Annotated in this window: 7 protein-coding genes; 6 read left to right on the top strand and 1 reads right to left on the bottom strand. The window is 62.4% G+C overall.

Annotated features, from left to right (window positions below; all coding sequences use genetic code 11):
* Window positions 1-72: 72 nt before the first annotated feature.
* Window positions 73-1,053 carry a GlxA family transcriptional regulator gene (locus tag J1G34_RS15740; RefSeq protein WP_065884423.1) on the top strand — a complete coding sequence of 327 codons (981 nt, stop codon included), beginning with the start codon at window positions 73-75 and terminating at the stop codon, window positions 1,051-1,053.
* A 7-nt stretch (window positions 1,054-1,060) separates the two neighbouring features.
* On the opposite strand, the gene J1G34_RS15735 is transcribed toward J1G34_RS15740, so the two are convergent.
* Complete coding sequence (locus J1G34_RS15735) at window positions 1,061-6,946, bottom strand: leucine-rich repeat domain-containing protein (protein ID WP_222994311.1); 5,886 nt, start codon at window positions 6,944-6,946, stop codon at window positions 1,061-1,063.
* Window positions 6,947-7,241: 295 nt separating this feature from the next.
* Here J1G34_RS15735 and J1G34_RS15730 point away from each other — a divergent pair, with 295 nt between their 5' ends.
* From J1G34_RS15730 to astB, 5 genes are all read left to right on the top strand, one after another.
* Window positions 7,242-8,462 (top strand): aspartate aminotransferase family protein, encoded by a 1,221-nt coding sequence (locus tag J1G34_RS15730; RefSeq protein WP_122483557.1) that lies wholly within the window; start codon window positions 7,242-7,244, stop codon window positions 8,460-8,462.
* A gap of 198 nt (window positions 8,463-8,660) precedes the next feature.
* On the top strand, window positions 8,661-9,680 hold the full coding sequence (gene aruF, locus J1G34_RS15725; protein WP_065884426.1) for an arginine/ornithine succinyltransferase subunit alpha: 1,020 nt from the start codon (window positions 8,661-8,663) through the stop codon (window positions 9,678-9,680).
* Window positions 9,681-9,731: 51 nt separating this feature from the next.
* Entirely contained in the window at window positions 9,732-10,757 is a 1,026-nt protein-coding gene (astA, locus tag J1G34_RS15720; protein WP_065884427.1) for an arginine N-succinyltransferase, read from the top strand.
* Window positions 10,754-12,223, top strand: coding sequence for a succinylglutamate-semialdehyde dehydrogenase (gene astD, locus J1G34_RS15715; protein ID WP_222994330.1), 1,470 nt, complete (start codon window positions 10,754-10,756; stop codon window positions 12,221-12,223). Before astA ends, astD begins: the two co-directional genes overlap by 4 nt.
* Before the next feature lie 88 nt (window positions 12,224-12,311).
* Window positions 12,312-13,658, top strand: a complete 1,347-nt coding sequence (gene astB / locus J1G34_RS15710) for an N-succinylarginine dihydrolase (RefSeq protein WP_222994310.1) — start codon at window positions 12,312-12,314, stop codon at window positions 13,656-13,658.
* Window positions 13,659-13,675: the final 17 nt, after the last annotated feature.

Genomic DNA, 13,675 nt, shown 5'->3' with positions numbered 1-13,675 from the left:
AGATTTGTGTCGGTTTACCGGCTAGCATTGGCCTCTGTCTTCATTACCGTTACTCGCTTCGGATAGCACTCCATGACCGCCCATAAAATTGGTTTCCTGATTTGGCCCAGCACAAAAGCACTCACGCTTGCGCTGGCTGAGGAGGCCTTGCGCGTTGCTCAGCGGGTGCATCCGGAGGTGGTCTACGAGTTATCGTTTCTACAGGCCGAGCCGCAAACCGAAGGGGCCTGGCAGTTGCCCGGCGAGCCGTGGGCCGGCAAGTTGGACGGCTTTCAGAAACTGTTCCTGCTGGCGGACGAGCCGCCCACCGTCATCGCTTCCCAGCTCAGCACTGCGCTCAAGCAACTGGTCCGGGCAGGGTGTGTGATCGGTGGATTATCGGCGGGCGTGTACCCGCTGGCCCAGCTCGGCTTGCTCGACGGCTATCGCGCCGCCGTGCACTGGCGCTGGCAGGACGATTTTGCCGAGCGCTTCCCCAAGGTCATCGCCACCAGTCATCTGTTTGACTGGGACCGTGATCGCCTGACCGCTTGCGGCGGCATGTCGGTGCTCGATCTGCTGCTGGCGGTACTCGCGCGTGACCACGGCGCCGAACTGGCCGGCGCGGTCTCCGAAGAACTGGTGGTAGAGCGCATCCGCGAAGGCGGCGAGCGCCAGCGCATCCCCTTGCAGAACCGCCTGGGTTCCAGTCATCCGAAACTGACCCAGGCTGTTCTATTGATGGAAGCGAATATCGAAGAACCGCTGACCACCGATGAAATCGCCCAGCACGTGTGCGTGTCCCGACGACAACTGGAACGCATCTTCAAGCAATACCTCAACCGCGTCCCCAGTCAGTATTACCTGGAGCTGCGCCTGAACAAGGCCCGCCAGATGCTGATGCAAACCAGCAAGTCGATCATCCAGATCGGCCTGTCGTGCGGCTTTTCCTCGGGGCCGCACTTCTCCAGCGCCTACCGTAACTTCTTCGGCGCTACGCCGCGCGAAGACCGCAACCAGCGCCGCAGCAGCAGCCCGTTTGAATTGTCGTCGGTACCGTCCGAGCGCGGTTGATCGACCTTCAGTCTTCGTCGGGGACAGGCCTGGCCACTATCAAAGGTTGGCCTTGATTGTCCACGGTGGCGGCCGCTACCTGGAAGTCCACCCCCGTGCGCTGATAGTACTGACGCAAGCGCAGCAGGCTTTGCGCCGACAGGGGGTTGCCGCTCAAATCGCTGTCGCCATTGAAGGCTGCCGAGGTCTCCAGCAAGTCCGCCGGTATCTCCTGGATGGCGTTGTTGCTCAAGTCCAGCGTTTGTAGTTGATCCAGGCCAAAGACGCCCTGCGGAACTTCGTTCAGTGCCGCGTTGCTCAAGTGCAGCGAGGTCAGTTCACGCAATGAGCTGATGTCAGGGGTAAGGCCCAAGGGGTTGTGGCTCAGATTGACGAACTCAAGTTCGGTCAGGGCGGTCAGCCTGCCACGGGTTTCGGGGGTCAATCGTATCGCGCATTCGGTCATGTCCAGCGTGGACAGCTTGGGCATGCTCTGGAGCGCCTCGGGCAGGACGCCCAGGGAGCATTTGCTGAGCCTGAGTGTTTGCAGGTGGGTGAAGCTGCGCAACATCGTGTCGACGCCGGTCGTGGTGCCGTTCCCGTCTAGTTGGAGCAAGGTCACGTGGTCGAAGTTGGCGTTCAATGCTGGTAAATCGCCCATCACCGGAGTGTCGAGTATGACTTGATGGGTGAGCTCATCGTCCAGGCTGTCTTCATCCTCGGGGCTTTCTCGTCGCCAGGCCTGTTCCAGCAGTGTCTTGAAGTTGCGTCGCCTCAGTTGGTCCTGGGCACGGGTTTGTTCATCAATGGGTACATCCAGGATCGGATGGCGGTCCGGAACGGCCTGCACCCACAGTTGCAGGTCATTGCCCAGTTGTTCGTACTCGGCCGCCAGGTGCGTCAGCGTTGGGTCCACTGCCGCCAAGTCGCCGGGCAGGTGGAAGATGAAACGGTCTGCCTCGGTGTCGAGGAACGAGGGGTATAGCTGCTGCGTGCGCCGGCGTTGGGCCACGGGTGCCTGGGCGGCGAAGCTTTCGCCGGTGCGCTGGCAGTAGCGTTTGATCGACTCCAGGGCCTGGGGTGCCAACGGGTTTTCCGACAGGTCCAGGCCACTGGTGCTCGAGGCCGGCATGGAAAACAGCGCGTCGGGCAGTTGCTCGATAGCGTTTTTGCTCAAGTTGATCGACTGGCGTGGCGGGTCGCCCAGCAGGCTCTGGGGGACCTGGGTCAATCCGGTGTCCTTGAGTGAAATGCTGCTCAGTCTGGGCAAGTGACTGAAGTCCGGGGTGTTTACCAGTGGATTGTGATCCAGGTTCAGGTATTCGAGGCGGCTCATGCCTTGCAACTTCGCGGCGCTGGCGGGGCTCAGCGCTATCGAGCAGCGTGGCAGTCCCAGTACGGTCAGTGCCGGCAGGTTGAACACCGGTGCCGGCATGTCGCCGAGCGCAACGTTTTCGAGGTGCAGGATGCTCAAGGCCGGGAAGCTGTCGATCAAGGCCGACGATTGCATTGGGCCGCCATTGCCTTTGATGGTCAGTGAGCCAACGTGCTTGAAGCGCGCGCTCAGCGTGGGCAACTCGCCCGCCAGTGTTGCGGGGATTTCCAGGGCATGGACGAATTGAGTGTCCTGGGGGATTTCCCTGCGCCAGCTTCGTTCAAGCAAGGCATTAAGCTGGCTGCGCCGGGTGGCTTCCGGGGGCGGCAGCTGCGGTTGTTGCGCCCAATGGTTGAGTTCTGACTGCAGCGTACCCAATTCCCCCGCCAATCTTGCCAGCTCGCGCTTACCCGCTTCCAGATTGCCTGGGAGGCTGTAGATAAACTGGTTGATCTGGTTGGTGTCCAGCGAGGGGTACAGCTGTTGTGCGTCACGCGCATCCACCGCTGGCGCATTGGCCTCCCAGTAGGTGCCATGTTGCTGGTAGTAGGCTTTAACGCGCTCGAGCGTGGCCGATGACAGCGGGTTGTCAGACAGGTCGAAGGCAACGCTGGTATGTGAGGGCAGTTCGAATAGCGCCTCAGGTAATTCGCTGATCCGGTTGCCGCTGAGAAAGGCCGCGCTCAGGTCGTTGCGGGTGAGCATGCCGGGAGGGAGGCGATCAATGCCGGTTTCGGACAGGTCCAGGGTGTTCAACTCGTTCATTGCTTCGACGCTGGGCACCCGGCCCAAAGGGTTTTTATGAAGGTCCAGGGTTTGCAGTTGGGTCAGCGAGGCGAGCCGGGTCTGGCTGTGGGGCGTCAGGGTGACGCTGCAGTCGCTCAGGCTCAGTACGTTCAGGCCGCGCATCTGAAATACGACCGGCGGCACGCTGCCCAAGGGAATACTGTCAACGCTCAGATGGCGCAGGCGGGGAAAGAGGGCCAGAAACCCGGCGGCGCCCTGTGTGTGGTGGCTGCCTGAGAGGGTCAGCATCGAGACGTGATCGAAGTTGGCCGATAGCCGTGGAAGTTCGCCGCGAATGTGATAGTGAAGGTTCAGCCGGTAGCCGTCGCGCGCAGGGTCTTCGAAGTAATCATCAACGGGCAGCTCCCGGCGCCAGCAGCGTTTGAGTTCAGTGGCAATGAGTTCGCGATTGCGTTGCTCGTACTGGCGCTGGCGCAGGCTGAGCAGGGAGCCGTTTGCGGGGTCTTGAAGCGGGATATTGCGTTGCCAGGTACTGAGGTCACGTTCCAGTTGGCGGTATTCGATGCCCAGCGCTTCCAGGCCCGCGAGCGCGCCACCTGTCTGTGAGTGCAAGTGGTTCACCAGCGTGGTCAATGGGTGTTCGCGAAGTTCGGGGTACAGGGCGCGCGCGCGGTCCAGCAGGCTCGGCGGGCCCAGCGGTGCCGGTGCCTGGGCACGGTAGCCGTTGTCGCTGCCTAACAGGCGCAGGGTTTCCGTGACGCTCTGCGGTTTGATATCAGGCGTGAGCAGCACACGCAGTTCATCGCGGGGCAATGAATGTTGCCGCAGGCGCCTCTTGAGTTCGGCGCCCTGGTGAATCCGCAGGTCGAGCTGATCGCGTTGTTGATCGGGCAGTGCACTCAAAATGGCCGAATACAGGTCCGTTTCACTCGAAAGCTCGCCCTGTTCGTCGCAGGGGATGTAGCGCCCTGCTTCGGTGCGCACCAGTGTGCGGTGAATGGGCGCATCGGTCGGGCCGATCTGCAGCCAGGTGGGGCCGGTGGGCGAGTGATGGCGAGCGTCGAGCCGTATCTCGCTCGACCAGCCCGGCAGCAGGCGCAGGCTGTTCAATTCAAGGCGATCGGTGTCCAGGGGCGGCGGTGCGGCCAGGTGCTGCCCCTCGTAGGCGCGATTGACCCGTACTTCGCTCCATGCGGTGCGTGCCAGTTCGGCCAGGCGTGGCGGGGTGTTGCCGTCATGCAGGAGCGCAAGCTCGGCGCCGGTCATTTGGTTCACCAGGGTTTGCGCAACGCTTGCGGGCAATTCAGGTGTGGTGCTGAGCAATTGTTGGGTAAGGGGGGCGACGGAGGCCCGCAACGGTGCATAGCGCGATTCGAACAACGCGCTGCGCTGACGCTCGGCAATATCGGCCAGGCTATGGCGCAGCAGGCGGCTGCGGTTTTCCAGGCTCAGCTCGGGGTCGCTGGCGCGTTCATCGAATTGGGCGCGAATTTCCTCGGGGCTCAGCCCACGCAAGACGGTTTTGAGCAAGTCGCCGTTTTCCAGCTGGGCTTCGTGTACCTGGATCACCGGCACGTTCCTGTCGCCGAACGCCCAGGCGGTCTGGCCCTTGTCATCGATGATGCGCAACGCTTTGGTACGCGGCCATGGCCCGTGGGTGGTCAGCAACTGCAAGGTGTCTTGAGGGTCGATCTGGTGATGCACCGCCGGGTCGTCGCTGCGCAGCTGCTCGATCAGCCGTTGGAGGCTGCGGTCGATGCGCAGGCGGCTCAAGGTATCGTCCAGCAGGGGCGACAGGCGTTCGCTGTTGACGTGCATCTTGCGCACGGCGTCTTCGGGAACGCCGCTGATGTCCAGGGCCAGTTCCCGGTCCGCCTCGCTCAGTGCCTGGGCACTGTGCCCCAGCCGACGCAACAGCGTAGGTCTGTCCCACGCCAGCGGTTGTTCAAGCTCGGTATGCCAGGCGCCGGCCTGGTTGTGCCGCACCACGGGGCGGTAGGCTTCAGGACGGCTTGGGTGCTTGATGCGATAGAACTCGCTGTCGGCGTCTTTTTCCACGGAGTAGAGCTTGCCTTCATGGGGCAAAATCGATTCCCTGCGCACCTCGTGCAGGCCCAACTCATTGATGCCGATGCGCGGCGGCAAGGCGGATGGATATTCGTAGGGCGCCAGGTCCGGTTTCCAGTAGCGTTGGGCGCCGTTGGCCAGGCTTACCGGTTTGAAGCTGTCGATGTACGCGAGGACGGGTTCGGGCAGCACTTTGCGCAACTCGGCCGGGCCAATCTGGCCGCCCACTGCGAAAGCCCCCATTTGCACCAGGGATTCCAGCACGCTCATGAGATGACCAAAAGCCTCCTTGCCCAGGCCTTCGGCCCAGTCGACGATGCCTTCGAACACGTCATCAAGCAGTTGATAGGCCATGTAGCCCAGCATCAATTCGCCCAGCCCCGGGACGAAGGGGGCCACCACCATCAGTGCGGCATTGAGGATTGAGGCCGCCACATCGACGAAAGAGTCCCACAGCCGCCAGCGCGCCTCACGATCGACGCTGGCGGTGGAGACCGCCAGCGTGCAGGCGTCGTTGAGGATCTTGTCGAGTTTGCGATGGTACAGGTGCAACCAGGGATCGCCCGTGATGGGCTGGGCATCAAACTGTAGCTTGGGGTCGTCGATGGGCGTGCTGCGCCAGGGCGCCTGGCCGCTGCCCTTGACCGGCGGGTGCCAGGTGATCCGTGCCAGATGCTGGCTCAAGCCGGAAAAAAACACCCCGAGTTGAGCGTGGGGCACGAAGCGGCTGAAAAAGGTTTGGTAGTCGCGGTCACGCAGTTGTCGGGTCAGCTCCTGCTTGAACGCCAGGGGTGACGCATATTCCTTGACGGGGTGCTGCGGATCATCGGGAACATACGCCACCAGGCGTTGCGGCGACCGCGGGCTTTCAAGCTCGGGGGCGAACAGTTGAATGCCCGTCAGCGCAATCCCCATCATGCGTAAATCCTGGCAGCGCAGGCGCGCGCCGTCGAGCCTGGGGTCGGGTGTGCCGGCGATCAAGCTTTCGATCACGTCAGCGTAGTCATCGCTGATATCTGCGTTGATCCGGGCCAATTGCAGGGCTGCCCGTAGAGCGGCTTTCTGGCTGGCATCGACCTTCAGGCGCAAGACCGCAGCGGCCACAGGGTTGGACATGCCCAGCGCTTCGTTGAGGTAGCGGGCGTAGCGGGCGCCGATATCCAGGTCACGGCACAGGCTGGTGAACGCCGGAATTGAAAGCACACGCTTGATCTGCGCCAGGGTGTCGAATTGGCCGCTGGCCGAGGGCTTTGTGATAAAGGTCGAGGCCGGTGCGTAGGCGTCGACCAGGGTTTCCTTGTGTTCGAAATTATGCAGGGCGGCGTCCAATAGCGAGACCGTCCAGGTTCGCGCTGCGCCGGAGCGTATCGAAAACCAGGGGATGTGATCGGGGATGTACAGGCGCAGATAGGTCGCCTCGACATCCAGCACCAGGTTGAAGTCGGCTTTGAGTGCCTGTTCGAGTATCGGCGTGGCGAACGCCTTGATGTCCTGCAGGCTTTGCAACCCCAGGTCTACGCTGTTTTGCGCCTCCCAGTGGGCGCCGGTCAGCCGCGCAAGTGCGGCCCGTTGTTCAGCGCTGCCCTGCAACTGCAGCGGCTGGACGGCTTTGAGCGCCTGGCGTTTGCTGGCAGAGGCATTGCCGAGCCAGGGGGGCAGGGTGCCGGTCAACAGTTGATAGTGGCTGTCAGGCAGGCGGGTATCGGAATAGTCGATGTTCGTCATGGAGCGGGTCCGTGCAAGTCATGAAGGCTTGCAGTTAACCAGCCGGTCCCGGGCGGCGAACTTTAGATAGTTAGCGCGTCGCCACCCTTTCACCGGATATCCTGACGCAAACCTGATGCACCGTTTAAACTGCGCCATTGCGACGCTATTTGTCGCATTGGCGTAAACCCCCGAAAAACGCGGGTTGGCGCTATAAGAAGTTGTCGCTTGGCGACAAGGCCCAGCCGAAAACTGTCCTTACAATCCCTGCATCGCCCGCCAGTTCCAGGCAGGCGTTCCTCTTCAGGAGACTCCGATGTCCGTTGAGCAAGCCCCGGTGCAACGTGCCGATTTCGACCAGGTCATGGTGCCCAACTATGCACCTGCCGCCTTTATTCCCGTGCGTGGCGCAGGTTCGCGCGTGTGGGACCAGGCGGGTCGTGAGTTGATCGATTTTGCCGGCGGCATCGCGGTCAACGTATTGGGCCACGCCCATCCGGCGCTGGTCGGTGCGCTGACCGAACAGGCCAACAAACTGTGGCATGTCTCCAACGTGTTCACCAATGAGCCGGCGCTGCGCCTGGCTCATAAGCTGATCGACGCCACGTTTGCCGAGCGCGTGTTCTTCTGCAACTCCGGCGCCGAAGCCAACGAGGCCGCCTTCAAGCTGGCCCGTCGCGTCGCGTTCGACCGTTTCGGCAGCGAGAAGTACGAGATCATCGCCGCGCTGAACAGCTTCCACGGCCGTACGCTGTTCACCGTCAACGTCGGTGGCCAGTCCAAGTACTCCGATGGTTTCGGGCCGAAAATCACTGGCATCACCCATGTGCCTTACAACGACCTGGCTGCACTGAAGGCCGCTGTGTCGGACAAGACGTGCGCCGTGGTGCTGGAGCCGATCCAGGGTGAGGGCGGTGTATTGCCGGCCGAACTGGCTTACCTGCAAGGCGCCCGCGAACTGTGCGACGCCCACGACGCGCTGTTGGTATTTGACGAAGTGCAAACCGGCATGGGCCGCAGCGGTCACCTGTTCGCCTACCAGCATTACGGCGTGACGCCGGACATCCTCACCAGCGCCAAGAGCCTGGGCGGCGGTTTCCCGATTGCCGCGATGCTCACCCGTGAAGACCTGGCCAAGCACCTGGTGGTCGGCACCCACGGCACCACCTATGGCGGCAACCCGCTGGCGTGCGCGGTGGCGGAAGCCGTGATCGACGTGATCAACACCCCCGAAGTGCTGGCCGGCGTGAATGCCAAACACGCGCTGTTCAAGGCGCGCCTGGAGCAGATCGGCACGCAATACGGCATCTTTACGCAAGTGCGCGGCATGGGCTTGCTGATCGGTTGTGTGCTCAGCGATGCATTCAAAGGCAGGGCCAAGGACGTGTTCAACGCCGCCGAGAAAGAGAACCTGATGATCCTGCAAGCCGGCCCGGACGTGCTGCGCTTTGCGCCAAGCCTGGTGGTGGAAGAGGCGGACATCAAGGAAGGCCTGGACCGTTTTGAACGTGCTGTGAAGACGTTGACCCAAGCCTGATAGCAACACATTTGGCAGGTCGGACCGTTTCCAAATGTGGGAAGGGGCTTGCCCCCGATGGCGGTGGATCAGTCCCCTGATTTATCAACTGACACACTGCTATCGGGGGCCAGCCCCCTCCCACATGGGATCTGTGTGAACTCAGTTCCCGTGTCCGGTATTTTTTCCTATGAGTTTTTCGAGTTAAGGAGTGACACCATGCTGGTGATGCGCCCCGCGCAAATGGCTGATCTGGGCGAGGTACAGCGTCTGGCTGCGGACAGCCCGATTGGTGTGACTTCCTTGCCGGATGATGTGGAACGCCTGAGCGACAAGATCGCCGCCAGTGAAGCGTCCTTCGCGGCCGAAGTGAGTTTCAACGGTGAAGAAAGCTACTTCTTCGTGCTTGAAGACACCGACACCGGCAAGCTCGCCGGCTGCTCGGCCATCGTTGCTTCAGCCGGCTACTCCGAGCCGTTCTACAGTTTTCGTAACGAAACCTTTGTGCACGCCTCCCGCGAGCTGAAGATCCACAACAAGATCCACGTGCTTTCCCAGTGCCACGACCTGACCGGCAATAGCCTGCTCACCAGTTTCTACGTGAAGCCTGCATTGGTCGGTTCGCCGTGGTCGGAACTCAATTCCCGTGGTCGCCTGCTGTTCGTCGCCAGCCACCCGGAGCGCTTTGCCGATTCGGTGGTGACCGAGATCGTTGGCTACAGCGACGAAAACGGCGATTCGCCGTTCTGGGACGCCATCGGTCGCAACTTCTTCGACCTCAACTACGCCGCCGCCGAGCGCCTGTGCGGGCTGAAAAGCCGTACCTTCCTCGCCGAGCTGATGCCGCATTACCCGATCTACGTGCCGCTGCTGCCGGACGCAGCCCAGGAGGCCATGGGCCAGGTGCACCCGCGTGCACAGATCACCTTCGACATCCTGATGCGCGAAGGCTTCGAGACCGATCACTACATCGACATCTTCGACGGCGGCCCGACGCTGCACGCGCGGGTGTCGGGGATTCGCTCGATTGCCCAGAGCCGCGTGGTGCCGGTGAAAATCGGCGAGATGGCCAAGGGCGTCGGTCGCCAGTACCTGGTGAGCAACGCGCAGTTGCAGGATTACCGCGCGGTGATGCTGGAGCTGGACTACGCGCCGGGCAAGCCAGTGATTCTGGACCTGGAGGCAGCTGAAGCCCTGGGTGTGGGCGAAGGTGCGAGTGTGCGCCTGGTTGCGGTTTAAAAAGAGAGTTTCGCGGGTGGCTGACCACAGCGGCCCGTTCGAGGAGATAGCATGATCGTTCGTCCCGTACGCAGCAGCGATTTACCGGCCCTGATTGACCTGGCGCGCAGCACCGGCACCGGCCTCACCACCTTGCCGGCCAACGAAGAGCGCCTGACCCATCGCGTGGGCTGGGCGGAGAAAACCTTTCGCGGCGAAGCCGGGCGCGGCGATGCGGACTACCTGTTCGTGCTGGAAAACGACGAAGGTCGGGTAGTGGGGATTTCGGCCATTGCCGGCGCCGTCGGCCTGCGCGAGCCCTGGTACAACTTCCGGGTCGGCCTGACGGTCAGCGCCTCCCAGGAGTTGAATATCTACCGCGAAATTCCGACGTTGTTCCTGGCCAACGACCTCACCGGCAATTCCGAGCTGTGCTCGTTGTTCCTGCACGCCGATTACCGCAACGGCCTCAATGGCCGCATGCTGGCCAAGGCGCGCCTGTTGTTCATCGCCGAATTCCCGCAATTGTTTGGCAACAAGATCATTGCCGAGATGCGCGGCGTGTCCAACGAGGCAGGGCGCTCGCCGTTCTGGGAAAGCCTGGGCCGACACTTCTTCAAGATGGAGTTCAGCCAGGCCGACTACCTCACCGGCGTCGGCAACAAGGCGTTTATCGCCGAGCTGATGCCGAAGTTTCCGCTGTACAGCTGCTTTCTCTCCGAAGACGCACGCAACGTGATCGGCAAGGTGCATCCGGACACCGAGCCGGCGCTGAGCATGCTCAAGAGCGAAGGCTTCAGCTACCAGGGCTATGTGGATATTTTCGACGCCGGCCCGGCGGTGGAGTGTGAAACCAGCAAGATTCGTGCGGTGCGCGACAGCCAGGCGCTGGTGCTGGCCATCGGCACGCCGGGGGACGACGCCACGCCGTTCCTGATCCATAACCGCAAACGCGAAGACTGCCGCATCACGGCCGCACCGGCCCGTCTGGCTGCGGGCACGTTGGTGGTCGATCCCCAGACCGCCAGGCGCCTGCAATTGGTGGTCGGTGATCAAGTGCGTGCTGTTGCGTTGTCTGCTGCTCGGGAGTCGAAATAATGAATTCGTTGTACATCGCAGGTAGCTGGCTGGCTGGCCAGGGTGAACTGTTTGAGTCGCGTAACCCGGTTACCCAGCAAGTGCTGTGGAGCGGCAATGGCGCGACGGCCGAACAGGTCGAGTCCGCCGTGCAGGCTGCGCGTCAGGCATTTCCAGGCTGGGCTCGGCAGTCGTTGGAAGAGCGCATCGGTGTGCTCGAAACCTTCGCCGCCACGCTGAAAAGCCGCGCTGATGAAATCGCCCGCTGCATTGGTGAGGAAACTGGCAAGCCGCTGTGGGAATCGGCGACTGAAGTCACCAGCATGGCCAACAAGATCGCCATCTCGGTGCAAAGTTATCGCGAGCGTACCGGCGAGAAGAGCGGCGCCCTGGGCGACGCCACCGCTGTGCTGCGCCACAAGCCTCACGGTGTGGTGGCGGTGTTCGGCCCCTACAACTTTCCCGGTCACTTGCCGAACGGGCATATTGTCCCGGCGCTGCTGGCGGGTAACACCGTGCTGTTCAAACCGAGCGAGCTGACGCCCAAAGTTGCCGAGCTGACCGTGCAGTGCTGGATCGAAGCGGGTTTACCGGCGGGTGTATTGAACCTGCTGCAAGGCGCGCGGGAAACCGGTATCGCGCTGGCGGCCAACCCAGGCATCGACGGTCTGTTCTTCACCGGTTCCAGCCGAACCGGCAACCACCTGCACCAGCAGTTCTCCGGGCGTCCGGACAAGATCCTGGCCCTGGAAATGGGTGGCAACAACCCGCTGGTGGTAGACGAAGTGGCCGACGTGGATGCGGCGGTGTACACCATCATCCAGTCGGCGTTTATCTCCGCCGGCCAGCGCTGCACCTGCGCTCGTCGCCTGCTGGTGCCTGAAGGCGCCTGGGGCGATGCGTTGCTGGCACGTCTGGTAGCGGTCAGCGCCGCCATTGAAGTGGGCGCGTTCGACCAGCAACCGCCGCCATTCATGGGCTCGGTGATTTCCCTGGCTGCCGCCAAAGCCTTGATGGACGCCCAGGAACTGATGTTGGCCAATGGCGCTGTGGCGCTGCTGGAAATGACCCAACCCCGGGACCAGGCCGCCTTGCTGACCCCGGGCATCATCGACGTGACCTCAGTGACCGAGCGCGAAGACGAAGAACTGTTCGGCCCGCTGTTGCAGGTGATTCGCTACGCGGATTTTGCTGCGGCGATTGCCGAGGCCAACGACACCCAGTACGGCCTGGCCGCAGGCCTGCTGTCGGATTCCGAGGCGCGTTACCAGCAGTTCTGGCTGGAAAGCCGCGCCGGTATCGTCAACTGGAACAAACAGCTGACCGGCGCCGCCAGCACCGCGCCGTTTGGCGGGGTCGGGGCCTCGGGTAACCATCGCGCCAGTGCGTATTACGCGGCCGATTATTGCGCGTACCCGGTGGCGTCGCTGGAGACCCCAACGTTGGCGGTGCCCGCCACGCTAACACCTGGCATTACGCTTATTTGAATGTGGGAGGGGGCAAGCCCCCTCCCACACTGAATCTGTGGTGTGTTGAAGATTGCCTATAAGAACAGATGTTCGTGGAGCCTCGCCGATGAAATCCTATGAAGTCAATTTTGACGGTCTAGTGGGGCCGACCCATAACTACGGCGGCTTGTCCTTCGGCAACGTCGCGTCCCAGAGCAACAGCCAGCAGCATTCCAACCCCAGGGAAGCGGCGTTGCAGGGGCTGCAAAAAATGAAAGCGCTGATGGACATGGGCTTTGTGCAAGGCGTACTCGCGCCCCAGGAGCGCCCGGATGTGGCCGCTCTGCGCAACCTCGGTTTCAGCGGCACCGACGCTCAGGTCATCGAGCAGGCGGCCAGGCACGCCATGCCGTTGTTGGTGGCGAGCTGCTCGGCGTCGAGCATGTGGGTGGCCAACGCCGCCACGGTCAGTCCCAGTGCCGACACGGCGGATGGCCGCGTGCATTTCACCGCTGCCAACCTCAACTGCAAATACCACCGCAGCATCGAACACCCGACCACCAGCCGCGTGCTGGGGGCGATGTTCGCCGACCAGAAGCACTTCGCCCACCACGCGGCATTGCCGGCGGTGGCACAGTTTGGCGATGAGGGCGCGGCCAATCACACGCGCTTTTGCCGTGAATACGGTGAGGCCGGCGTCGAGTTCTTCGTGTTTGGCCGCAGTGCGTTCGATGCTCGCTACCCGGCCCCGCAAAAATATCCGGCGCGCCAGACCCTCGAGGCGTCCCAGGCGGTTGCACGTCTGCACGGCCTGAAGGATGACGGCGTGGTCTACGCCCAGCAGAACCCGGCGGTGATCGATGCCGGTGTGTTCCACAACGACGTGATCGCGGTCGGCAACGGCGAGGTGCTGTTCTACCACGAGGACGCGTTCCTCAACACCGAACAGGTGCTCGCCGAACTGCAGGGCAAGTTGGGCAAGCGGGGCGGCAACTTCCAGTCCGTGTGTGTGCCGCGTTCCCAGGTCAGCGTCGAAGATGCGGTGCGCTCCTACTTGTTCAACAGCCAGCTGCTGACACGTCCCGATGGCGCGATGCTGCTGATCGTGCCGGAAGAATGCCGCGCCAACCCGCGCGTCTGGGCGTACCTGCAACACCTCACGGCCAGCGGCGGCTTGATCCGCGAAGTGAAGGTGTTCGACCTCAAGCAAAGCATGCAGAACGGCGGCGGCCCGGCGTGCCTGCGTTTGCGTGTGGCGTTGAACGAAACCGAACTGGCGGCGGTGAATCCAGGCGTTATCATGACCGCGCCGCTCTACGACACCCTGACCCAATGGGTCAACAGGCACTACCGCGACAGCCTGCGCGAAACCGACCTGGCTGACCCGCAACTGCTGCTTGAGTGCCGGACGGCACTGGATGAACTGACGCAAATCCTTAAACTGGGCTCGGTTTATCCTTTCCAGATCAATTAACGCCCTACGGCTGAGAT

It is taken from the genome of Pseudomonas sp. Wu6, from assembly GCF_019891515.1.
Lineage (GTDB): Bacteria > Pseudomonadota > Gammaproteobacteria > Pseudomonadales > Pseudomonadaceae > Aquipseudomonas > Aquipseudomonas orientalis_A.
The sequence above is the reverse complement of the archived record's forward strand: the minus strand, read 5'-3'. Positions and strand labels throughout refer to the sequence as shown.